The 22,984-nt window shown below is 44.7% G+C and carries 29 protein-coding genes; 28 read left to right on the top strand and 1 reads right to left on the bottom strand.

Annotated features, from left to right (window positions below):
* Positions 1–76 precede the first annotated feature (76 nt).
* The 23 genes from spoIIM to ACJA3J_RS11615 all read left to right on the top strand — a co-directional run bounded on the left by spoIIM (position 77) and on the right by ACJA3J_RS11615 (position 17,945).
* Positions 77–715 carry a stage II sporulation protein M gene (gene spoIIM / locus ACJA3J_RS11725; RefSeq protein WP_089654072.1) on the top strand — a complete coding sequence of 213 codons (639 nt, stop codon included), beginning with the start codon at positions 77–79 and terminating at the stop codon, positions 713–715.
* 111 nt (positions 716–826) lie between these two features.
* Positions 827–1,303, top strand: a complete 477-nt coding sequence (locus tag ACJA3J_RS11720; protein WP_089654071.1) for a Fur family transcriptional regulator — start codon at positions 827–829, stop codon at positions 1,301–1,303.
* A gap of 285 nt (positions 1,304–1,588) precedes the next feature.
* Positions 1,589–1,807, top strand: coding sequence for a DUF4227 family protein (locus ACJA3J_RS11715; protein ID WP_089654070.1), 219 nt, complete (start codon positions 1,589–1,591; stop codon positions 1,805–1,807).
* Positions 1,808–1,814: 7 nt separating this feature from the next.
* A complete protein-coding gene (gene xerD, locus ACJA3J_RS11710) occupies positions 1,815–2,702 on the top strand; it encodes a site-specific tyrosine recombinase XerD (protein WP_089654069.1) in 888 nt (295 codons plus the stop codon).
* 97 nt (positions 2,703–2,799) lie between these two features.
* Positions 2,800–3,978, top strand: coding sequence for a phosphopentomutase (gene deoB, locus ACJA3J_RS11705; protein ID WP_089654068.1), 1,179 nt, complete (start codon positions 2,800–2,802; stop codon positions 3,976–3,978).
* A gap of 15 nt (positions 3,979–3,993) precedes the next feature.
* Positions 3,994–4,815 carry a purine-nucleoside phosphorylase gene (locus ACJA3J_RS11700; protein WP_089654067.1) on the top strand — a complete coding sequence of 274 codons (822 nt, stop codon included), beginning with the start codon at positions 3,994–3,996 and terminating at the stop codon, positions 4,813–4,815.
* A gap of 63 nt (positions 4,816–4,878) precedes the next feature.
* Positions 4,879–6,180 carry a pyrimidine-nucleoside phosphorylase gene (locus ACJA3J_RS11695; RefSeq protein ID WP_089654066.1) on the top strand — a complete coding sequence of 434 codons (1,302 nt, stop codon included), beginning with the start codon at positions 4,879–4,881 and terminating at the stop codon, positions 6,178–6,180.
* 171 nt (positions 6,181–6,351) lie between these two features.
* Positions 6,352–6,588, top strand: coding sequence for a hypothetical protein (locus ACJA3J_RS11690; RefSeq protein WP_406944067.1), 237 nt, complete (start codon positions 6,352–6,354; stop codon positions 6,586–6,588).
* Positions 6,589–6,600: 12 nt separating this feature from the next.
* Positions 6,601–6,987: an HIT family protein gene (locus ACJA3J_RS11685; protein ID WP_089654064.1), complete on the top strand. Its 387-nt coding sequence runs from the start codon at positions 6,601–6,603 to the stop codon at positions 6,985–6,987.
* Between the two features lie 631 nt (positions 6,988–7,618).
* Complete coding sequence (locus ACJA3J_RS11680; protein WP_406944066.1) at positions 7,619–8,794, top strand: D-alanyl-D-alanine carboxypeptidase family protein; 1,176 nt, start codon at positions 7,619–7,621, stop codon at positions 8,792–8,794.
* A 94-nt stretch (positions 8,795–8,888) separates the two neighbouring features.
* Positions 8,889–9,254: an anti-sigma F factor antagonist gene (spoIIAA, locus tag ACJA3J_RS11675; RefSeq protein WP_089654062.1), complete on the top strand. Its 366-nt coding sequence runs from the start codon at positions 8,889–8,891 to the stop codon at positions 9,252–9,254.
* Complete coding sequence (gene spoIIAB, locus ACJA3J_RS11670) at positions 9,239–9,679, top strand: anti-sigma F factor (RefSeq protein ID WP_089654061.1); 441 nt, start codon at positions 9,239–9,241, stop codon at positions 9,677–9,679. The genes spoIIAA and spoIIAB overlap by 16 nt, the downstream gene beginning before the upstream one ends.
* Before the next feature lie 10 nt (positions 9,680–9,689).
* Positions 9,690–10,436: an RNA polymerase sporulation sigma factor SigF gene (gene sigF, locus ACJA3J_RS11665; protein ID WP_406944065.1), complete on the top strand. Its 747-nt coding sequence runs from the start codon at positions 9,690–9,692 to the stop codon at positions 10,434–10,436.
* A 185-nt stretch (positions 10,437–10,621) separates the two neighbouring features.
* Positions 10,622–11,239, top strand: coding sequence for a stage V sporulation protein AA (locus ACJA3J_RS11660; RefSeq protein ID WP_089654059.1), 618 nt, complete (start codon positions 10,622–10,624; stop codon positions 11,237–11,239).
* Positions 11,226–11,636, top strand: a complete 411-nt coding sequence (locus tag ACJA3J_RS11655; RefSeq protein WP_406944064.1) for a stage V sporulation protein AB — start codon at positions 11,226–11,228, stop codon at positions 11,634–11,636. Before ACJA3J_RS11660 ends, ACJA3J_RS11655 begins: the two co-directional genes overlap by 14 nt.
* Positions 11,637–11,662: 26 nt before the next feature.
* The gene (spoVAC, locus tag ACJA3J_RS11650; protein ID WP_089654057.1) at positions 11,663–12,121 is read left to right on the top strand and encodes a stage V sporulation protein AC; all 459 of its coding nucleotides are present in this window, start codon (positions 11,663–11,665) and stop codon (positions 12,119–12,121) included.
* Positions 12,122–12,133: 12 nt separating this feature from the next.
* Entirely contained in the window at positions 12,134–13,150 is a 1,017-nt protein-coding gene (spoVAD, locus tag ACJA3J_RS11645) for a stage V sporulation protein AD (RefSeq protein ID WP_089654056.1), read from the top strand.
* Complete coding sequence (gene spoVAE, locus ACJA3J_RS11640) at positions 13,147–13,497, top strand: stage V sporulation protein AE (RefSeq protein ID WP_089654055.1); 351 nt, start codon at positions 13,147–13,149, stop codon at positions 13,495–13,497. Before spoVAD ends, spoVAE begins: the two co-directional genes overlap by 4 nt.
* 24 nt (positions 13,498–13,521) lie before the next feature.
* Positions 13,522–14,991, top strand: coding sequence for a spore germination protein (locus ACJA3J_RS11635; RefSeq protein WP_406944063.1), 1,470 nt, complete (start codon positions 13,522–13,524; stop codon positions 14,989–14,991).
* Between the two features lie 115 nt (positions 14,992–15,106).
* On the top strand, positions 15,107–16,402 hold the full coding sequence (lysA, locus tag ACJA3J_RS11630) for a diaminopimelate decarboxylase (protein ID WP_089654053.1): 1,296 nt from the start codon (positions 15,107–15,109) through the stop codon (positions 16,400–16,402).
* Positions 16,403–16,416: 14 nt separating this feature from the next.
* Positions 16,417–16,851, top strand: a complete 435-nt coding sequence (locus tag ACJA3J_RS11625) for a peptidylprolyl isomerase (protein ID WP_089654052.1) — start codon at positions 16,417–16,419, stop codon at positions 16,849–16,851.
* Between the two features lie 18 nt (positions 16,852–16,869).
* Entirely contained in the window at positions 16,870–17,319 is a 450-nt protein-coding gene (locus ACJA3J_RS11620; protein ID WP_406944062.1) for a site-2 protease family protein, read from the top strand.
* A gap of 260 nt (positions 17,320–17,579) precedes the next feature.
* A complete protein-coding gene (locus ACJA3J_RS11615; protein ID WP_089654050.1) occupies positions 17,580–17,945 on the top strand; it encodes a GNAT family N-acetyltransferase in 366 nt (121 codons plus the stop codon).
* A 54-nt stretch (positions 17,946–17,999) separates the two neighbouring features.
* Here ACJA3J_RS11615 and ACJA3J_RS11610 read toward each other — a convergent pair whose 3' ends face one another.
* Positions 18,000–18,473, bottom strand: coding sequence for a DUF309 domain-containing protein (locus ACJA3J_RS11610; RefSeq protein ID WP_089654049.1), 474 nt, complete (start codon positions 18,471–18,473; stop codon positions 18,000–18,002).
* 200 nt (positions 18,474–18,673) lie between these two features.
* Between ACJA3J_RS11610 and ACJA3J_RS11605 the strand changes: the two genes are divergently transcribed.
* From ACJA3J_RS11605 to ACJA3J_RS11585, 5 genes are all read left to right on the top strand, one after another.
* Positions 18,674–19,429, top strand: a complete 756-nt coding sequence (locus tag ACJA3J_RS11605) for a segregation/condensation protein A (RefSeq protein ID WP_406944061.1) — start codon at positions 18,674–18,676, stop codon at positions 19,427–19,429.
* Positions 19,420–20,013 (top strand): SMC-Scp complex subunit ScpB, encoded by a 594-nt coding sequence (scpB, locus tag ACJA3J_RS11600; protein ID WP_089654047.1) that lies wholly within the window; start codon positions 19,420–19,422, stop codon positions 20,011–20,013. Before ACJA3J_RS11605 ends, scpB begins: the two co-directional genes overlap by 10 nt.
* Before the next feature lie 697 nt (positions 20,014–20,710).
* Positions 20,711–21,772 carry a D-alanyl-D-alanine carboxypeptidase family protein gene (locus ACJA3J_RS11595; RefSeq protein WP_115894628.1) on the top strand — a complete coding sequence of 354 codons (1,062 nt, stop codon included), beginning with the start codon at positions 20,711–20,713 and terminating at the stop codon, positions 21,770–21,772.
* Positions 21,760–22,350, top strand: coding sequence for a nucleoside recognition domain-containing protein (locus tag ACJA3J_RS11590; RefSeq protein WP_089654046.1), 591 nt, complete (start codon positions 21,760–21,762; stop codon positions 22,348–22,350). The genes ACJA3J_RS11595 and ACJA3J_RS11590 overlap by 13 nt, the downstream gene beginning before the upstream one ends.
* Positions 22,347–22,862, top strand: a complete 516-nt coding sequence (locus ACJA3J_RS11585; RefSeq protein WP_089654045.1) for a spore maturation protein — start codon at positions 22,347–22,349, stop codon at positions 22,860–22,862. Before ACJA3J_RS11590 ends, ACJA3J_RS11585 begins: the two co-directional genes overlap by 4 nt.
* Positions 22,863–22,984 lie beyond the last annotated feature (122 nt).

The following is a 22,984-nucleotide window of genomic DNA, read 5'->3' as shown; positions in this document are numbered from 1 at the left end:
GAGCTGGAAATGGTCTACTTTTTCCATCTCTCTCATAGATTGGTCATAGACCGGTGAAGAGAAAGGTGGATAAAAGATGCAGCAGGGTATGCGAATGGTTAAAAACGACGTTCAAACACATATGAATATTTTCGTGTTCATTTTCGTTCTATTTCTTATGGGGATGATTTTCGGGGCGGTCATTGTAAACAGTATGAACTTCGTCCAAAAGCAGGATCTCTTCTTCTATTTGAAGCAGTTCTTTGAGCAGCAGACGATGATCGGGGGAACGGGAAAGGCTACCCTGTGGAAAGATAGCGTTCTTTACCATCTCAAGTATATGCTTCTATTATTTTTGTTAGGAATCTCTGTCATCGGGATGCCGATCATCACGGTTTTACTTTTTATCAAAGGATTGGTGATCGGATTTTCCGTCGGTTTTCTAGTCAATCAGATGGGCTGGTACGGTTTGTTGATTTCATCGGTTTCAATTGCCCCTCAAAATGTCATTATTATTCCTGTATATCTGATTGCAGGCTCTCTTGCTTTGATTTTTTCACTCACCTTGTGTAAACAGCTGTTCATTCGTCGGGTTCACCAGCCGATCATGAAGGGCTTTCTAAGGTATAGTGCACTGTTCGGAGCGTTGATTGCAATCCTGATGGTTTCTTCCGTTGTGGAAGTCTTTCTTAGCAACACTTTTTTGGAATATGTCTTGAAATGGATATACAAGTAAATGATATCAGATAATAATGATTATCGTTAACAGATTAAAATAATTATAATTTGACACTCGTTCTGTCTCTGATTATAATGAAATTGGTATTACGAGGGAGGGACGAACGATATGGAACATCGTATAGATAGAATTAAAAAGCAGCTGCATTCCCAGAGTTATAAGCTGACCCCGCAGCGTGAAGCCACAGTACGGGTACTTTTGGAAAATGAAGAAGATCACTTAAGTGCGGAAGATGTTTACCTCCTCGTAAAAGAGAAAGCACCAGAAATTGGTCTAGCAACCGTCTATCGAACATTAGAATTACTATCAGAACTTAAAGTTGTCGATAAAATTAATTTCGGAGATGGCGTCTCCCGATATGACTTGAGAAAAGAAGGTGCCGAACACTTTCACCATCATCTCGTATGTATTGAGTGTGGATCTGTGGAAGAAATCGATGAAGATCTCTTAGGGGATGTAGAAAAAATCGTTGAAAGTCAGTGGGGTTTCGAAGTGAAAGATCACCGCTTGACATTCCACGGCATATGCCGTGTGTGCCAAAAACAGGCCGTAACGACATCATCTGCAAAATCAAACGAAGATTAAAAAAGACCGCCGCTATGAGGACATAGTGGCTTTTATTTTGTTTTCTATTCGTTCAGCAAAAGCAGAGGAAGAACTCTTCAGGGCAGCCCGTGTATACGTTTTCTAAAATCTCTGACTCTTGTATTTTTATTTACAAATGAACGAAAATCGTGTACGTTAAACCTAGATGGGACTTGATCTGTTTTTCAACGGCTCTGTCACCGCATTCTCTCATCATTCTACGTATATTTGTAGGGAATTTAGGCATATCCTTTACAAAAAGGTACGGAAGTGAGGGGAGTGCCAATGACTCGTTTGAAGAACAGTTTAAGAGATTTAATCAAAGTCCTGATTGTATTCACTGTTTGTACTTGCGTTTTTTATATGGCTTTACGAATGGTGCATGAAGAATACGAGCGCCAGCATCGATACGATCCTCCAGGTGGTACGGCAATCAAAGTCTATCAACCCCTGGAGCAACCATGGACGGATCGGCTGTCGATATTTTTTCGGTTAGGAGAGTAGATGGACGATGCAGCATGCGCTGGAAGATTTTTTTCATTATTTAACCGTAGAGCGCGGATTATCACCTAACACGATTCAATCTTATAAGCGGGATTTGTCTCAGTACGATCGATTCTTACAGCAGGAATTAGGAGTAAAGAGTTGGGATGAAATGACCCGCTCCCATATTATGAAGTACTTGCATCACCTCAATGACCAGGGACGTTCGTCAGCAACCATCGCACGGTTATTGTCATCCATTCGTCTTTTTCATCAATTCCTGATCCGGGAAAAGGTGACAGAGCACGATCCGAGCTTACATATAGAGACACCGAAGAAAGAAAGGAAGCTTCCGAAAGTGCTCTCTTCAGACGATGTGGACAAGTTGTTGAACATTCACGCCAAAGACCCACTTTCGGCAAGGAATAAGGCGATGTTCGAAATGTTGTATGCCACTGGTCTAAGAGTGACGGAACTCGTTTCTCTCAAAGTGACGGATCTGCATTTGACGATGGGTTTTGTCCGCTGTCTAGGAAAGGGGTCGAAAGAGAGGATCATCCCTCTCGGTGACATGGCTAAAGATGCGGTTGAAAATTATTTGCAAGTCGGTCGCGATGCTCTCGTGAAGCATAAGCAGACCGAAGAGCTTTTCGTCAATCACCACGGAAATGCCTTATCCCGGCAAGGTTTTTGGAAGGTATTGAAAGCGGTTGCTAGGGATATGGGCGTGAATAAAGAGTTGACACCACATACGCTGCGCCATTCTTTCGCTACACACCTGTTGGAAAATGGAGCCGATCTGAGGGCTGTGCAGGAAATGCTTGGGCATGCAGACATCTCGACGACGCAAATCTATACCCATGTCTCCAAGACAAGGTTAAAAGACGTTTATCGCTCGTATCATCCACGGGCATAAACTCTTTTGTGTTTTAAGTTGTCTGACATCCTACATCTTAAGAATATGGGGTAGTTTTTCACGAATTTGGGAAATTAAACATTAGGAGGGATCTTTGATGAATTCATTCAAACGTGTATTTTTAGTAGTTATGGACTCTGTAGGAATAGGAGAAGCTCCGGACGCAGAAAAGTTCGATGATAAAGGAGCCCACACTCTGGGGCATATCGCAGAACATATGAACGGGTTGGACATGCCGCATATGGGATCGCTTGGACTGAGCAACATTAGCCAGATTCAGGGGATTGACAAGGCGGAAAAGCCGAAAGCGCATTACACAACGATGGTGGAAGCGTCGAACGGAAAAGATACGATGACCGGTCACTGGGAAATCATGGGCCTATATATCGACCAGCCTTTCCGTACGTTCCCGGACGGTTTTCCTGATGAGCTGCTGGACCAGATCAAAGAAAAGACTGGTCGCGGTATTGTTGGGAATAAACCGGCATCAGGGACGGAGATCCTTAAGGAATTAGGAGAACATCACATGGAAACGGGAGATTTGATCATTTACACTTCTGCCGATTCTGTCTTACAGATTGCTGCCCATGAAGATGTCATTCCGCCGGAAGAGCTCTATGAAATCTGTGAGTTCTGCCGTGAAATCACAAAAGATGAAAAATATATGGTTGGCCGCGTCATTGCCCGCCCATTCATCGGGGAACCGGGAGCCTTTGAACGTACATCCAATCGTCATGATTATGCCTTGAAGCCATTTGGACGCACAGTCATGAACGAGATGGCTGATGAAGGACTAGATGTTGTCGCGATCGGTAAAATTTCTGATATTTATGACGGCGAAGGCGTAACAGAAGCGATCCGCACGAAAGACAATATGGACGGGATGGATCAGCTGGTGAAGACACTGGATAAAGATTTCACTGGCATGAGCTTCTTGAACCTGGTCGATTTCGATGCGAAATTTGGTCACCGTCGTGATCCACAAGGATATGGAGAAGCGCTGCAGGATTATGATGCCCGCCTGCCTGAAGTGTTGGATAAGATGAACGATGATGATTTGCTGATTATCACAGCAGACCACGGCAATGACCCTGTCCACCACGGTACAGATCACACACGTGAACTTGTTCCATTGCTTGTCTATCACAATGGCATAAAAGAAGGACAGGAACTTGATCAGCGCCAAACGTTTGCCGATATCGGTGCGACCGTTTCTGAAAACTTTTCAATTCAAATGCCAGAACACGGCAAGAGCTTTTTGAAAGATATTCGATAAGGGAGGAGAAACAAAATGAACCAAACGCAAGTAAAAGAAGCATCTCAATTCATTCAAGGAAAATTGACTCATGAACCAACTGTCGGACTGATTCTAGGATCCGGCCTTGGTGTACTGGCGGAGGAGATTCAAAACCCGACAACCATTCCTTATACGGAAATCCCTCACTTTCCTGAATCTACGGTTTCAGGACATAAAGGACAGCTGGTCGTTGGTGAATTAGAAGGACGACAAGTTATCGCGATGCAAGGACGTTTCCACTATTATGAAGGTTACGATATGAAACAGGTGACTTTCCCGGTACGTGTAATGAAGGCTCTTGGTGTTGAAACACTATTCGTTACAAACGCTGCTGGCGGCATTAATGAAACCTTTAAGCCGGGGAACTTGATGATCATCACCGATCATATCAACAATATGGGAGACAGCCCGCTGATCGGCCCGAATGATGAGGATCTTGGTCCACGTTTCCCTGATATGTCTGAAGCGTATGATCGCGCTTTGATTGATCATGCAAAACAGTCAGCCGAGCGTTTGAACCTTCAAGTACAGGAAGGGGTTTATGTAGGAAACACAGGACCTGCCTATGAGACAGGCGCAGAAGTACGTATGCTGCGTACACTCGGCGGAGATGCCGTCGGAATGTCCACCGTCCCAGAAGTGATGGTCGCCAACCATGCAGGAATCCGAGTGCTTGGTATCTCTTGTATTTCCAATATGGCTGCTGGAATCTTAGATCAGCCGCTTACCCATGATGAAGTCATCGAAACGACGGCTCAAGTGCGTGAAGATTTCCTAGGGTTCGTGAAAGAGCTTCTAAAAACATTACCAGCATAAAAAATCGAAAGCGTCTTTGTGAGGCGCTTTCGCATTTAAACTTTTAAGTAAAGGGTGATCGAGATGAGAATGTACGACATTATTGTAAAAAAACGCGATGGCGGGGAACTGACGAAAGAAGAAATTGAATTCTTCGTTGAAGGTTACACAAAAGGAGAGATTCCTGACTATCAGGCATCTGCTTTCACGATGGCGATTTACTTCCAAGGCATGACTGCAGAAGAAACAGCTACGCTGACACAAGCGATGGTGGACTCTGGAGAAACCATCGACCTTTCAGCAATCGAAGGTAAAAAAGTCGATAAGCACTCCACAGGTGGTGTAGGTGATAAAGTAACATTTATCGTTGGACCACTCGTTGCTTCTGTCGGCATCCCTGTTGCTAAAATGTCAGGCCGTGGCCTTGGGCATACAGGTGGAACGCTTGATAAATTAGAGTCCATCAAAGGCCTTGAAATTGAGATGACTAAAGAGAAATTCATTGAGAATGTTAATACACACAAGCTTGCGGTTGCAGGTCAAACTGGAAACCTGGCCCCTGCAGACAAAAAATTGTACGCTTTGAGAGACGTGACGGGTACCGTGAATTCCTTACCATTGATCGCTGGTTCTATCATGAGTAAGAAAATTGCCTCAGGTGCAGACAGTATCGTCCTTGATGTGAAAACAGGTTCTGGAGCTTTTATGAAAACACTTGAAGACTCTGAAGCCCTGGCTCGTGAGATGGTGAACATCGGAAACAACCTGGGACGTAACACCGTAGCTGTCATTAGTGACATGAATCAGCCACTTGGCTATGAAGTCGGGAATGCGAATGAAATTAAAGAAGCGGCAGAAATTCTACAAGGGAAGAATGTAGAAGACTTACGTTTGCTTTCACTTGAAATCGCTTCCCATATGGCTGTGCTTGCTGAGAAGTTCTCTTCATATGAAGAAGCGTATGAAGCAATCGAAGCCAATATTGAAAACGGGAAAGCCTTCCAATCCCTTCGCACACTCATTGAGGCTCAGGGTGGAGACGTTTCTATGATTGATGATCTGGATCGTTTACCAAGAGCGGCTCATGAAATTGAAGTCACAGCTGATCAAGATGGTTTCGTATCTGCTATTGATGCAGAATCCATTGGTATTGCCGCCATGTATCTAGGAGCCGGCCGTGCGACGAAAGATGATGAAATCAATCACGGAGTCGGAATCAGCCTGAAGAAGAAAATCGGCGATCCTGTCAAGGCAGGGGAAGCTCTTGTCGTATTAATCAGTGATGATGAGCAACCGAATGATTCTATCCAAAAGGTAAAAGAAGCTTACACCATTTCTGGTGAAAAAGTCGAGAAACCAACACTGATTCATAACATCATTAAATAAGATTTTGAACTTAGAAAAGAAGCGAACCATCTACACCCGTAGGTCGGTCCGCTTCTTTTTTGTCTATCCAGGCATGGGATTGTGGAGAGGAACAATAGAATGCGAAAGGGGGATTGGATATTCATAAACAGGGCGGTTCATGATATTATTCTTGTAGAAGGGGGCGAATGCATGATTCGGTTTTTGGAGTTGCTCGTCGCGCTAGCCGCTCTTGTTCTTGTCTTGTTCAATTGGTTTTTTTCATTGAATGTAAGCTTTGATCTCGTAGCACTCGTGTTGGCTCTTTTATATTTTTTTACAGGCATTCATTATCTAAGAGACGATCGCGTCATCAGAGGAACGGTCATTCTCGTAGTTTCTTCCATGATGGCCTTTATTTTTATCGAAAGCTTCATACCGATTACATAGGGAGGGGAAGACATGGATCAGTGTGTTTTATGCTCACCAGAAGCGGATAAAGAACAGAAAATCATTTTTGAAAACGACTCCTGCTACTTTGTCCAAAAAGACCAGCGTATATTAAAGGGCTCAGGGTTGATCGTTCCCAAATCACATAAAACAACCGTATTTGACCTTTCCAGAGAGGAATGGATCGATACGCAGGAAATGATTCAACAAGTTAAAAGCTGGCTTGATGAAACACTTAAACCGGACGGGTACAACATCGGTTATAACTGTTACAAAACAGGTGGGCAGCATATCTTCCATGCTCACATGCACATCATCCCCCGCTTCCAGGACGAACCCCACGCCGGCAAAGGCATCCGCCACTGGCTTAAACAAGAAGAAAACAAACGCCACATCTAAAACACGACCTACCAAGGTCGTGTTTTTTGTTGTTCTCCTACCCGTAGTCTTCAATAAACGCTCCCTTTTCTGGAAGACTCAGTTTCGAGACTTTTGTTGTGTGGATGGGGCTGCGGGGAATAGCTCGCTTTCCGCGGGAGAGCGGGATCCTCCTCGGACTGCGTCCTGTGGGGTCTCACCCTGCACTTTTTTCCCGCAGGAGTCTCGCCATTCCCCTCAGCCCACTTGCCGGAAAAAATTCTCGAAACTACCTTCCATCAATAGGGGTTTTTATGGTCGATAATCCTATATCGACGCGGTTTAAGCAGGATTTAAAACAGTTTTTTGCAGGGTACTATAAGAGGGATTTCGAGAACCTCACATGGCCAAGGGGCGGAGGGAAAAGGTGAGACTCCTGTGGGAAGTGCGTGGTAGATGAGACCCCGCAGAGCGTTAGCTCGAGGAGGCTCATCACTCGCCCACGGAAAGCGAACCTTTTCCCGGAGCCCCTAAATTCTCAAGAAGTCTCGAAATCGAGTCTTACACAAACCTGCCATATGGTTGAATACCTAATGGTGCTGTTTTGCATTATGTATAGAAGATGATGGTAAGGGAAAGCTAGGGGCACTTAAAGCAATGGGAGGTTTAGGTTATGAAAAAAATGATGGGTGTGTGTCTCGCTCTTTGTTTAGTTGTCTCACTTTTTCCGTTAAACATGACTTTTGCAGAAGAAAGGGATTCAACTGAGATCGTCAATTCGGCGAAGTCGGCGATATTGATGGAGAAGAACAGCGGGATGACGCTTTATGATAAGGATTCAAATAAAAAGCTGCCCCCTGCGAGTATGACGAAGGTCATGACGCTGTTGTTGATCATGGAAGAACTTGATAAAGGCGGCATCAAGCTGGATGAAAAAGTACGTATCAGTGAACACGCCGCTTCTATGGGAGGTTCTCAAATTTTCCTTGAAGCTGGCGAAGAGATGACCGTTGAAGATTTGCTCAAAGGGATTGCTGTCGCATCTGGAAATGATGCGAGTGTCGCTATGGCTGAACGGATTGCCGGAAGTGAAAAAGAGTTTGTCGCTCAAATGAACCAAAAAGCAAAAGATCTCGGTTTGAAGAATACACAATTCCAAAACCCGACAGGTCTGCCGGCTGAAGGTCATTACAGTACGGCTCGTGATATGGCGGTCATGGCAAGAGAACTGCTGCTTCATGATGAAGTGACAACGTACACAAAAATTTATGATGATTATTTACGTAAAGGGCAGGACAATGAATTCTGGTTAGTCAACACGAACAAGTTAATTAAGAATTATCCAGGAATGGACGGACTGAAAACAGGTTATACAAGTGAGGCGAAATATTGTCTCACGGCCTCGGCTAAGCGCGATGATATGCATATGATCGCTGTCGTGATGGGAGCAGAAAATCCGAAAAAGAGGAACTCGGATGTGACAAGTCTTTTGGATTATGGTTTCAGTCAGTATGAGGGCGTCAAACTCTATTCGAAGGATGACACGATGAAAACCATGAAAATGACGAGAGGGAACCCTCTGGAGCTGAACCTTTCCCCTGAAAAAGACGTCGTCGTCCTTAAGAAGAAAAATGATAAGAAGAGCAAGTATGAAACAGAGCTGAAAGTAGTGGAGAAATCAGACCTTCCATTGGAAAAAGGGGCCCATATGGGATGGGTGATCGTGAAGAATGGGGATCAGGAAGTAGCTAAAGTTCGTCTCGAAACGGTCGAAACCGTGGAAAAAGCAGGCTTCCCTGCCCTATGGCAGCGTTCGTGGAAGAATTTGACGAGCTTTCAGAGGTTTTAGCATTTTCTCACTAGTTATGTTTTTGAGCAGGAAATGACAGCGAAAATTACGAAAAGACATAGTGACTCTTATAAAGTCAGAGGAGGTAATTCACTTGAGTCTTCAAGTTAATTTTGCTGTCAGAGAGAATGTTTTGCTCGTCAGGTTAAATGGAGAGCTGGATCATCATGAAGCCACAACTCTTCGGGAAGCTTGGCAGAAGGAGCTCGCGAACAACGGTGTCGAACATGTGATTGTCAATTTACAAAAATTGTCCTTCATGGATAGTTCAGGCCTTGGTGTGATGCTCGGTCGTTATAAAGAGGTACAAGCAAAAGGGAACGAAATGGTGCTCTGCTCGATTTCGCCTGAGGTTCGGAGATTGTTCGATATGTCGGGAATGTTCAAAATCATGAAGCTCGTGGATGATGAGGCATCCGCGCTTGAGATGTTGGGGGTGGCATCATGCGAAATGAAATGACGCTGGAGTTTACGAGTGTGAGTGAAAATGAATCCCTTGCCCGTGTATCGGTAGCCGCTTTTGTCAGTCAAATCAATCCGACGATGGAAGAGCTTACGGATATTAAAACCGTCGTCTCTGAAGCTGTCACGAATGCCATTATTCATGGTTACGAAGAGAAAAATGATGAAAAAGTCATGCTTACTTGTGCCATTGATGACGGAGAAATCGAACTGATCATTCAGGATCGCGGTCAGGGTATTGAAAATATCGATATTGCGAAAGAACCGCTATACACGTCGAAACCGGAATGGGAACGCTCGGGAATGGGTTTTACCATCATGGAGAATTTCATGGATCGCGTAGACATTACATCAGAGCCCGGGGTCGGAACAACGATCCGAATGACGAAGCAGTTGACGTCAACCCGCGCTTTGTGCAATTGAGGCGCCGCCTATGAGCGATACGACAAAAGAACGTCTGTCCGACAAAGATGTCAAAGAGCTGATCAAAAAGAGTCAGGCGGGCGATCAAGAGGCGAGGGATTATTTGGTAGAAAGAAACACCCGTCTCGTATGGTCGGTCGTCCAGCGATATCTCAGGCGTGGATACGATCAGGATGATCTGTATCAAATCGGCTGTATCGGCCTGCTCAAATCGATCGACAAATTCGACTTGAGTTATGATGTGCGTTTTTCTACGTATGCCGTACCGATGATCATTGGTGAAATCCAGCGCTTCATTCGTGATGATGGCAGTGTGAAAGTGAGCCGGAGTTTGAAAGAACTGAATCATAAAGTCCGTGGCAAGAAAGAAGAGCTGTTAAAAGAATATGGCCGCTCTCCGACGGTTAATGAACTGGCAGATGCGTTAGGGCTTACAAGGGAGGAAATCGTCCAGGCGGAGGAAGTTGGACGAACTCCTCAGTCCATTTATGAAACGGTATATGAAAACGAAGGCGACCCGATCACGCTCGTCGACCAGATTGCCGAAGAGGAAAGCAACTGGTTCGATCATCTAACCCTCCAGGATGTGATGAGTAAACTGGACAAGCGGGAGCGGCTTATTATTTACTTGCGTTATTACAAAGATCAAACGCAAACCGAAGTGGCGGAACGTTTAGGCATATCGCAAGTACAAGTATCGCGGTTGGAAAAGAAAATCCTTGCTGATATGAAGGAAACGATGAATGATACAAGCTGAGGGCTGTACCTATAATGGTACAGCTTTTTTTATTTTCTGGTAAAAAATCGTGTGCCTGAACCTTCTTGTAGCAGCTTCAAATACACGATATTTTCCATTATCCAATAACCAAGGACTCTTCGTATGATTTTTCCGATCTCACACATAATAAGTCTAAGAAAATTTACACAGGGGAGGCGGTAGGATTGGCGACTCCTGTCTATATACGTACAAAACAATCGATCTATGTTCAACCCTTGGCAAAAATCCGTTTGCAGGATGTGGCTCGTGTGACGGGTCAAAAGCGTCATAAACCTGTCTTGGAGCAGATGGTCTTGCATCAAGTGACCGAAGATGACCAAAACATCGTGGTTATCGATTCGTTCATGATCATTGAACAAGTGATCGAGAAATTTCCGGAGCTTGAGGTCGAACTGATCGGCCCGAATCAATGCGTGGTTCATGTTGAAAAACACCAAAAGCAGCCGTCCCCTCTATTGATTAGTGCGATATGGGTCCTGCTTTTTATTGGAGCAGCGATGGCGATTATGAACTTCCATTATGATGTGAGCATGCAGGCCGTTCAACAGAAGCTGCACTTCATGTTGACAGGGGAGAAAGTGGAACATCCGTTATGGATCCAGGTGCCGTATTCCATCGGTCTTGGGATAGGAATGATCTTATTTTTTAACCACTGGTTTCAGAAACGATTCAATGAAGAGCCGAGTCCGATGGAAGTAGAGATATTCAATTACCAGGAAGATCTGGACCATTATGTAGCCATTAAGGAGAATAAGGTGGAAAAACAGGATGTGGATCGTTGAAGCACTCATTGGACTTGCTGCTGGCATTGCTGTTGGAACAGGCTTCGTCGCTTTTTTGACAGTCCTCGGGATTGTCCCGAGGCTCATGCAGTTGAGCCATTCGGAATCAAAACTCCGGAGTTATGAAATGGCCGTGATTCTAGGCGTTTTCGCAGGGATTTACCTTTCATTTGGGGATGGACCTGTGAAGATGACCTTAATTGGCCTCGTCATATGGGGACTTTTTCATGGGGTCTTCATAGGAATGCTGGCCGCTGCTCTGACGGAAGTCTTGAATGTATTTCCACTTTTATTCAAACGAATCGGTGTGGATGGTTTTCTCTTTACGCTATTAATGGCTCTGGTGCTTGGGAAAATTGCGGGATCTTTATTCCAATGGATCATTTTTGTCAGGTGAACGATCTGTGATTAGGAGGAAGTAGTGTGGCTAAACAACCGCTCAATGAAAAGAACTTTGATAAGGCGAGAAAATCCTATCAACCGAAACCGCCTTATGTCATGAATTGTTTGAAAGCATTTATTATAGGTGGGTTGATTTGCGTGTTTGGTGAACTTTTGACACAAATGTATATCCACTGGTTTGACTATAGTGAAAAAAATGCCATCAACCCGACGGTAGCGACTCTAATACTACTCTCTGCTCTCGCTACAGGTTTCGGTGTGTATGATAAGCTCGGACAGTTTGCTGGTGCTGGTTCAGCGGTTCCAGTCACTGGATTCGCAAACTCGATTACCTCAGCAGCATTGGAGCATAAATCTGAGGGGCTCGTGCTCGGGGTTGCCACCAACTTATTCAAGTTAGCAGGATCTGTCATTGTATTTGGTGTTGTCGCTGCTTATGTATTAGGAATCATTCGTTACGTATGGTCGCTTATTTTTTAGGAGGAAAAGCATATGGCTAAAACTGGAACACATTCGTGGACGTTTACCGATCCGGTCTACTTACAATCCACGGGCACGGCTGTCGGTCCGATGGAAGGAGAAGGTCCACTGAAAGAAACGTATGACGTCATTCATGAAGAGCTTCACTGTGGTGAATCCAACTGGGAGCTTGCTGAACGCAAACTGATGACAGATGCGGTTAACACTTGTCTGCAAAAAGCAGGGGTCGACCAATCCAATATTGATTTGTTTTTAGCTGGAGATCTTTTGAACCAAAACGTCACAGGAAACTATGTAGCGAGACAGTTAGGTATACCTGTTTTAGGTATGTTCGGCGCTTGTTCGACGAGTATGGAGACACTCGCCACAGGTGCTGCGCTCGTCTCATCAGGGTACGCCACCCAAGCATTAGTAGCCGTCAGTTCTCACAACTGTACAGCCGAACGACAATTCCGCTATCCAACGGAATATGGGGGACAAAAGCCGGGTACCGCTACGTTTACCGTTACAGGAAGCGGGGCTGCCCTTCTTTCGAAAACACCATCGAAGGTTAAGGTCGAAGCGGCAACCATTGGAAAAGTCATGGATTATAGCGTCAAGGACCCGTTTGATATGGGATCGGCGATGGCACCAGCCGCCTGGGACACCATCAAAACGCATTTGGAAGACATGGGGCGTGTTCCGGGGGATTATGATGTGATCGCAACGGGGGACTTGTCCTCTGTGGGAACCCCTATTCTTAAAGATTTGATGAAACAGGATGGCTATGATATCAGTGATGTCCATAAAGATTGTGGGCTGCTGGTCTATCATAGCGACCAACCTGTGTTTGCAGGGGGAAGCGGATGTGCGTGCTCAGCGGTCGTGACTTATGGGAAAATTGTGCAGGATTTGATGAGTGGTAAATATAAGCGTGTGTTAATTGTTGCGACAGGTGCGCTCATGAGTCCGATGATGCTTCAACAGAAGGAATCGATTCCGGGAATCGCTCATGCCGTTGTGCTCACGAGAGGGGAGGAAGGATCATGACATTCTTATGGGCGTTTATCGTCGGGGGGAGCATTTGTGTGATCGGGCAGATTTTAATGGATGTATTCAAATTGACTCCAGCCCACGTCATGTCTTCCTTTGTTGTAGCAGGCGCGGTCCTGGACGCGTTCGATCTCTATGATAACCTCATTGAATTTGCAGGTGCAGGAGCCACTGTGCCGATTACAAGTTTCGGGCATTCGCTTTTGCATGGAGCTATGGAACAGGCGGATGAACATGGCTTTATCGGCGTGGCCATCGGTATTTTTGAACTGACATCTGCCGGTATTGCATCCGCCATATTGTTTGGTTTTATCGTTGCTGTTATTTTCAAGCCTAAAGGATAACTCGAGATCAAGGAGTGGAGGTTTATGCCTACGAAGAAACAAGGAACGCCCATCGTCATGAAGCTCGACCAAAACCGGAAGACGATGAATGAACGCATTGGCGTAGACCAATCATTTGATGCCGGTTTCCGTACGTTGACCTTACTAGGTGTGGAAGTGAACTTCTATTATGTCACAGGGTTGGTAGAGACACCCATCGTTGTAGAAGTGATGCGCCAATTAATGGAAATGAATGATTCGGAGGACCACGTCGATTCCGTATTTAAATCCATAAAAGATGAAATCCCTCATCAACAAGTAGAGACGACTTCCGACATTGATAAGTGTATCACCCAGATGCTTTCCGGATTGATGGTCATTTTCGTCGATGGGGAAACAGAGGCCTTCATTGTTGATGTGCGGACGTATCCTGGAAGGACTCCAGAAGAACCGGATACGGAAAAGGTCATCCGTGGTTCGAGGGATGGGTACACAGAAAATATCATAGAAAACACAGCTCTTACACGTCGTCGTATCAGAGACGAACGGTTAAGAAATGAAATTATGCAGGTCGGGAATCGTTCGAAAACAGATGTTTGTATTACTTACATCAAAGACGTTGCCGATCCAGGGCTTGTTCAATTGTTAAAAGATGAAATACAAAAAATCGATATCGACGGCTTGTCGATGGCGGATAAAAGTCTTGAAGAGTACATTGTCAATCAGGGGAGGAATCCGTTTCCGCTCGTAAGATATACGGAACGGCCTGATGTCGTCGCTTCGCATTTATTTGAAGGACATGTAGTCATCATGACCGACACGTCACCAAGTACGATCATTACTCCGACCACGTACTTCCACCATGTGCAGCATGCGGAAGAATTCCGGCAGTCTCCTCCTGTCGGAACTTTTGTACGGTGGGTACGTTTTTTTGGGATTTTTGCATCTGTTTTTCTTTTACCATTATGGATGTTGTTCGTCATGCAGCCGCATCTGCTTCCAGAACCGCTGGCCTTTATAGGTCCCAACGAAGAAAGCAGCATTCCCATCATCTTTCAAATATTGATTGCCGATTTAGGTTTGGAGATGCTCAGGATCGCAGCCATCCATACACCGACTCCTTTATCGACGGCTATGGGACTTATCGCCGCTGTTCTCATAGGGCAAATCGCCATTGACGTAGGGATGTTCGTACCTGAAGTCATCCTTTACGTAGCTGTTGCAGCCATCGGATCCTATTCAACGCCGAGTTATGAATTATCTGTGGCTAATAAAATGGCACGAATCGTATTTGTGATTTTAGTCGCGATATTTGGGATTAAAGGGCTGATGGGTGGATTCTTAGCTTATATTCTGCTTTTAGCGAATACGAAGTCGTTGAACACCCCCTATTTGTGGCCATTTCTCCCGTTCAATGGAAAAGCGGCGATTCAAATTATTCTCCGTCTAAGTATGCCATCGTTGAAAGTGAGACCGAGCGTTGTTCACCCTCAAAACAATCACCGTCAAAAATAATCGTATTGCCCGTTCTTTAGCAATGTGATAAATTAAAATAAATCTTGATGTCCTTTGATCTCCAAGGGGCATTTTCTTTTTATCATTTCTCCGTTTGTAGAAAAGGTGGGTTACGATGAATCATGATGTTAATGAAAATGGGCAATTGTTAATCGGACAAGTTCCAGCTACAGACCTTGCCGAACAATATGGCACCCCTCTTTATGTATATGATGTTGGTGAAATCAGACAAAAGGCACGGGCATTTGTGCAGACATTCAAAGAAAATCAGGTAGCAGCTCAAGTCGCCTATGCAAGTAAAGCTTTTTCTTCTGTCGCGATGCTTCAGGTTGCGAACCAGGAAGGTCTCAGTCTGGATGTCGTTTCTGAAGGAGAACTACATACAGCCCTTGAAGCAGGCTTCCCCGTAGAGAAGATTCACATGCACGGGAACAATAAAAGTATCCGTGAATTGGAAATGGCCGTAGAACATGGAATCGGATGTATCGTCGTTGATAATTTTTATGAAATCGAACTCCTGCACTCCATCCTCAAAGAGCAGAAGAAAGAGATGGATGTCTTGTTGAGGGTGACACCGGGGATCGAAGCCCATACCCATGATTATATTTTGACAGGGCAGGAAGACTCGAAATTCGGTTTTGATTTGAGCAGCGGCCAGGCTGAAGAGGCATTCATGAAAGTCCAGGATGATGCCAATATCCGTTTAGTCGGACTTCATTGCCATATTGGTTCACAAATCTTTGAGACGAGCGGTTTCGAAATGGCAACGAGAAAACTCTTTACTACTTTGAACGATTGGCGTGACCGCTATAAATATGAAGCGACCGTACTGAATTTAGGCGGCGGGTTCGGGATTCAATATACGGAAGAGGACGAACCGCTTGATTTGGATCAATATGCTCACGCCCTTATCCGTGAAGTGAAAAACCTCTCATCGCAGTACGATTATCCTATGCCGGAAATCTGGATTGAGCCGGGGCGTGCAATTGTCGGGGAGGCAGGTACTACGATCTATACCATCGGTTCCCTTAAGGAAGTCCCTGATGTAAGGACGTATGTATCTGTGGACGGAGGGATGACAGATAATATCCGTCCAGCCCTTTATCAGGCAAAATACGAAGCAGCGCTGGTAGAAAAAATGGACCAAAAGCCGGAAAAAGAGTATTCCATAGCTGGAAAGTGCTGTGAATCTGGAGATATGCTAATATGGGATGTGGCGCTTCCTGCGGTTGAACATGGAGACAGACTTGCAGTTTTCAGCACAGGAGCGTATGGTTATGCTATGGCTAACAATTACAACCGCTTTCAAAAAGCGGCCGTCGTGTTTGTCGAAGACGGAAAGCATCAGCTTGTCGTCAGAAGAGAGAGCTATCAAGAGATGACACGACTAGATTTATCTTATGAAAAATGAGAGGGGTATGAGAAATGAAACAAGCAACGATTGAATTTGAAAATGGAGAAAAAATGCTGATTGAACTTTACGATGAAGCAGCACCAAACACGGTAGCGAATTTTGAGAAACTGGCCAATGATGAATTTTACGATGGATTGACATTCCACCGTGTCATCCCAGACTTCGTGATCCAGGGCGGGTGCCCGAAAGGAACAGGAACGGGTGGTCCAGGCTATACGATCAAATGTGAAACCGAAGGCAATCCTCACAAGCATGAGCGAGGATCCCTTTCCATGGCCCACGCTGGAAAAGATACAGGAGGAAGCCAATTCTTCGTCTGTCACTCTCCTCAGCCACACTTAGACGGCCGTCACACCGTTTTTGGCAAAGTGGTGGATGGTGTGGATACGGTCGATCGTGTTCGTGTCGGAGATGTCATGCAGAAAGTCCGCGTTGAGGACAAGTAATCATTAAAAGAGCCCTTCATGATTGTCACACTACTCGTATTGATTTTTTTAGTGGCACCTTTGAGTCTGTTCATCCATGAGCTTGGTCACCTATTCCCCGGCCTGTACTTCAGGGCAGATCATAGTGTCCTTCACCTTGGCCGGGGAAAAGTAATCGGGCGATGGGAAAAAAGCGGGGTACATGTGTACATCCACTTTTTTTTCTTCCAGGGAGCTTACTCGGTGAATGAACGGAAACCTCCGTTCAAAGATATCGAAAAAGCTTGGATCAGTATTGGCGGTCCTTTACTCAATGCTCTAACAGCTTTCGTTTTGTTCTTATGGTTTAAGGAGCAGGGCGGTGATCTGCTTCGTATTTCTTTTCTTTTTAATACGTACCTTGCCCTCGTGAATCTTGTACCGTTTTCTATCAAAGGAAAGGGTTCTGATGGATATCAGCTTTGGTCGATTGTGAAAAGACGGTTTTAAACAGGCTTGAATAATCCAGGGCTATGCTATATTCTATGTAGCGGGGCAAATCACAAAAAAACGGGGGCAGCGTATAATGAAAATGAAAAATTGGATGCTGTTTACGTTTTTATCGTTGTTCAGCATCGGTTGGGGCTTATACTACTGGTTCGTCATCGTCATGTAAGCTTGACATATAGGAAGAATTAGACAATGATTGAAAGTAACCATTTTCTCATCTGGAACTCTAGGAAAGTTATTTTCATAATTGAGGGGTTAATATGTTAATTCGTTATAAAAAATCATTTGAAAAGATTGCGATGGGTTTGCTTTCTTTCATGCCTGAAGTTTCAGACGTGAAGACACTTCAGGAAATTATAAAAGAATACGATTCCAATCCGAATTGGAATCTGTTTTTGTGGAAAGAGGAAGACATCCTCGGAGCGGTCGGTGTCCGTTTGGAAGATGGCAAAGCCATCATCCAGCACGTGTCCGTCAACCCGTCTCATCGTAATGCTGGGATTGGTCGGCAGATGATCCATCGTGTCCGTGACCATTTCAAAGATGATTGTCATGTATGTGCTGATGTAGCCACAGAGTCATTCATCGAGAAATGTGATGAAGAAAGTGCCTCTTCACAGTTATAAAAGATAAGGAGGTGTCGATTCACGGCACCTCCTTTGTTTCGTTTATATAGGAATTTAAAGTGATTTTCTTCTCATTTTATGTTTCATTAGAAGGAATTCATCAGACATGTCACTCGGAGACCCGTAAGCGACGTTCCATTGTTGGCAGAGGAGATGTACTTCTTTACGGAGTTCATTATCTATGATGGGCATATTCCAGCTACGGTAAGGGACCTCTTTGTCCAAACGTGCTTTGAATGCTTCCAGCTGTTTTTCCAGGCGTTCTCCATCCAATCCGAGGAGGGGGAGTTCTCTCTCATGTTCTACTTTCTTTCTTAAACACCGTTTAATGAGGGTCTTTGCACCATTTTGATTGCCTCTGCGATCATGGTACATGGCTACAGCGATTTGGATGAGCCATACCCAGATGGAAGAACGGTTGCGAGGATCAACTTCTTTCCAGTATTCCTCAAGGATCTCATGACACTCGAAATAATCTCTCGTACCGTGGAAATGAGCAAGAAATTCTATATAAGCTTTAGGATACATATAAACCATCCATTCCTTTGATACAACCATGGAAAGCTTGGTTGTTGATTAAAATAAGGTTCTTGTACTTCTATCTATAGTATAACTTAAAGGAAGATGTAAAACGAAAGACATTAATCGCCATTAAATACATGCTGTCACAGCAGGATGTTTTTTGATACCATTATAAAAAGAACATTGGAACGTAAAGGAAGAATGATATGAAAAAAAGCTACCAAGTGAAAGTGGAAGGTTTTGAAGGACCTCTTGATCTTCTTTTACACCTGATCAATCGATACGAAATCGATATTTATAATATTCCCGTTTCCCAAATTACCGATCAGTACATGAACTATATCCATACGATGCAGGAGCTTGAGCTGGATCTCGCGAGCGAATATCTGGTCATGGCTGCTACATTACTTGCCATGAAAAGTCAGATGCTTCTTCCTAATCAAAACATGGAAGATGAATTCGAAGATGGGGAGCTTGAAGATGACCCTCGCGAAGATTTGATGCGACGTTTGATTGAATACCGAAAATATAAACAAGCAGCAGAAGAACTGAAAGAAAAAGAACTCGATGCCAACCGCATCTACACCCGACCTCCATTGAATATGGAAGGCTGGGAAGAAGAGGTGACGGAAGTGCGCCCGGGAGAAGCCTCTGTTTACGATATGATTCAAGCGATGGGCAATCTATTAAAGCGGGCCAAAACAGAAAAACCACAGGAAGCGAAGGTCCGGAGAGATGAGATTCCTATCCAAATGAGAATGGAAGAAATACTCGGTAAAATTGATGTGCAAGCAGGTGGCACTCCTTTTCATCAATTATTTGAAAAACGAACACGACCGCATATCGTCGTCACTTTCATCGCTTTACTTGAGTTGATGAAGAGCAATGACATCGTATGTGTCCAACAACAACATTTTGATGAACTAATCGTATATAAGACGGAGGATGCACCATGGAGTTAGAAGACTACAAAGCGATAACCGAAGGTCTGCTTTTTGCAGCCGGAGAAGAAGGGATCACAAAAAAGAAACTGACCGACCTACTAGAGTTGGATGCGAAGACGTTCAAAACATTGTTGGAAGAAATGATGAAAGACTATCAATCGAAAAACAGAGGTCTCACCATCATGGACTCACAAGGAACCTTGCATTTGACTACGAAGCCAGAGCATGCTTCGTATTACAAGCGTCTTCTAGATTCACCAGGATCGACAAGGCTGTCTCAAGCGGCTCTTGAAACGCTCGCAATCATTGCCTATCAACAACCGATTACAAGAATAGAAGTCGATGACTTGAGAGGGGTCAAAAGTGACCGTGCCATCCAGACACTTGTCAATCGCAGTTTGATTGAAGAAAAAGGCCGTAAAGATGCCATCGGACGCCCGATCCTATATGGAACGACCAAAGATTTTCTTATCTATTTCGGCTTGACTTCCATTGAAGAGCTTCCGCCTCTTTCTGAACTCAAGCAAAGCGAAGGGGAAGAAGAAGGAGAAGCTGATCTCTTTTTCGAAAAATTCAACGAAGACCCCTTCGCCGACGACTAAAAAGCTGTTCCCTACCAGGGACAGCTTTTTTCTATATAAATCCCGATTGTGGAAGACTCGATTTCGATATGTTGGTGAGGTGGGGCGGAGGATGACTAGTTTTCCGTGGGAGTGCAAAGAGCACCTACCGAAAATTCATAATGTGAACCTTACCTAGTTGAAATATTGGAAGGCGCTTCCTAGCCATGGATACGGGGTCAGGGAAACGATGATTTGCAGTGTTTGGGATCCGTCAGTAGAAAAACACACACGTCCGTGTCTCCTCTCGATTTTCATGCGGACGTTTCCCAGACCCTGTTCTCTAACCTTATTTGTGCATATTCTTTGGTTGAAACTATTATCATGATATGGCAAATCAGGGCTTCCTTACCTAACATCGCGATTCATTTAGAGGAGTTTCGAGAGTCATTTATGGTTAAGGGGCGGCGGGGGATGGGGAGACTCCTGTGGGAAAAAAGTGCTTGGTGAGACCCCACAGGACGCAGTCCGAGGAGGCTCACCGCGCTCCCACGGAAAGCGATTCATCCCCCGCCGCCCCGATCCACTCACACAAACATTTCGAACTGAGTCTTCCAAAATCCTGCCATAATTGGATTTTTCTATTACTCATAAGCTTGTACGCTTTTGCATAAGTTGAAGCAAATGATGTGAATAGGAGGAAGTCCTCTTGAGAAGGTTCTTTTATGTAGCTGTGGTAATGACTTTACTACTTCCAACCTTTATGGTGGATAAGGTAAAAGCGAACCCTAATATATCGGTATCTGCTGAGCGGGCCGTTCTGATGGATGCAGAATCAGGCCGGGTCTTGTATGAAAAGAATGCTTATGACCCTACACTGATTGCCAGCACCACGAAGATAATGACCGCTATCATAGCGATTGAATCAGGAATGATGGAAGAAAAGGTGAAAGTAAGTAAAAGGGCCGTTTATACAGAAGGGTCCTCCATTTATTTGACAGAGAAAGAAAAAATCCCTTTGAAAGATTTGGTATATGGGTTGATGCTGAGGTCTGGAAATGATTCAGCTGTAGCGATTGCTGAACATGTAGGCGGAAGTGTCGAAGGTTTTGTGCAGCTGATGAATGAAAAGGCGGCTTGGCTTGGTATGAATAACAGCCACTTTGAAAATCCGCATGGCTTGGATGGAGAAACCCATTATTCAAGCGCGTATGATTTGGGGCTGCTCATGGCCTACTCTATGAAAAATGATACGTTCCGCGAAGTGACAGGCAGCGAAATGTATCGTTCTGAAAATCGAGAATACTCGTGGAAGAATAAAAATAAAATGCTGACCCAATATTACGAACCGACGAACGGTGGGAAAACCGGATTCACAAAAGCCGCAGGGCGAACCTTAGTGACAAGTGCCCAAAAAGATGGAATGGAGCTGATCGCTGTTACTTTGAATGCTCCTGATGATTGGAATGACCATACACGGATGTTCGAGTGGGGATTCAGTAATTTTGAAACGGTGAAACTACAAAGTGAGGGTACCGTTGAAGTGAACGGGAAATCCCTTTATATTCCAAGAGATATCTATTATCCTCTCACCCTATCTGAAAAGGAAGACCTTCAGGCAACATTTTACCGTTATGACCAGCAAGGGGAGTCGAATTTAGCCGGTGTGACATACTTCATGGTCGGACAAACACCGTTAGTTGAAGCGCCTGTGTGGAATGAGCGCCCTTCTCAATCCTTCTTTTCAGAAGTGAAGAACTTCTTGAACAGGATGATGGGGGTAGCGCCATGGTCAACTTAATATGGGCGTTCCTTGCGGTTACGGGGATTATCTATGCGGCTTTCAATGGTACGATGGAGGACGTAAACAAAGCGATTTTCTCAACATTGGATGAGGCAATTATGATTACTCTGAGTCTTGCAGGGGTCCTCATTTTTTGGCTTGGATTGATGAAAATCGCTGAAGAGGCAGGGCTTCTTGCCGGATTGGCTAAAATTTTCCGGCCCTTTGTCAAACGCATCTTCCCTGAAATTCCTGAGGACCACCCGGCGCTTGGTTACATCCTGTCCAATATGACGGCCAATATGTTCGGTCTTGGAAATGCTGCCACGCCGATGGGGCTCAAAGCGATGAAGGAATTGAAAAAGCTATCAGGTTCGGATAAAGCGAGCAGGTCTATGATTACACTCCTTGCCATCAACACCTCATCCCTGACGCTCGTACCGACAACTGTGATTGCCATTCGGATGAAGTATGGTTCAGAGGATCCGACCTCCATCGTAGGTGCTACCATTTTGGCAACTATTATTTCTACCATTGCCGCCTTATTGATCGACCGCTATTTTCATTATAAAAGGGAGAGGGCGATGCGTTTATGATCAGCATATGGCTCATCCCATCCATCATCCTGCTTGTACTGGTGACGGCAACCATTAAAAAGGTACCTTCTTATGAAGTGTTTGTGGAAGGGAGTAAAGAGGGAATCCAAATTGCCATCAGTTTGCTTCCTTTCTTATTGGGGATGATGGTGTCGATTGCTGTTTTTCAAGCGTCAGGTGCGATGGGGGCGATCGTGAAACTGTTCGAGCCTCTGATGTCATTGTTTGGAGCTCCAGCTGAAATTCTCCCTCTCGCTTTCATCCGTCCTATCTCAGGAACGGCCGCACTCAGTATGACGACAGAGCTGATCCGCACGTTTGGTCCTGATTCTTTCATCGGTCAACTCGCATCTGTGATGCAGGGGAGTACCGATACGACACTATACATTATCACTGTCTATTTTGGGGCCGTTGGGATAAAAAGAATGGGAGATGCTTTGAAAGTTGGACTGATGGCCGATTTGGTTGGTATAATAGCATCAATTGTCATTGTCATCATCCTATTTAGTTAATAGGATGATTTTTTGTTCAAACCTTTATAGAATGTGTATAATGTAGAGGAACGGACGAGCCGCGCTTTGTGAGCGTGGCTTCGTTTCATGAAAAAAAGTGATTTCAAAGAAAGTTGGTGACG

It is taken from the genome of Halobacillus sp. SY10 (genome assembly GCF_045401165.1).
In the GTDB taxonomy this organism is placed as follows: Bacteria; Bacillota; Bacilli; order Bacillales; family Halobacillaceae; genus Halobacillus; species Halobacillus aidingensis.
The sequence above is the reverse complement of the archived record's forward strand: the minus strand, read 5'-3'. Positions and strand labels throughout refer to the sequence as shown.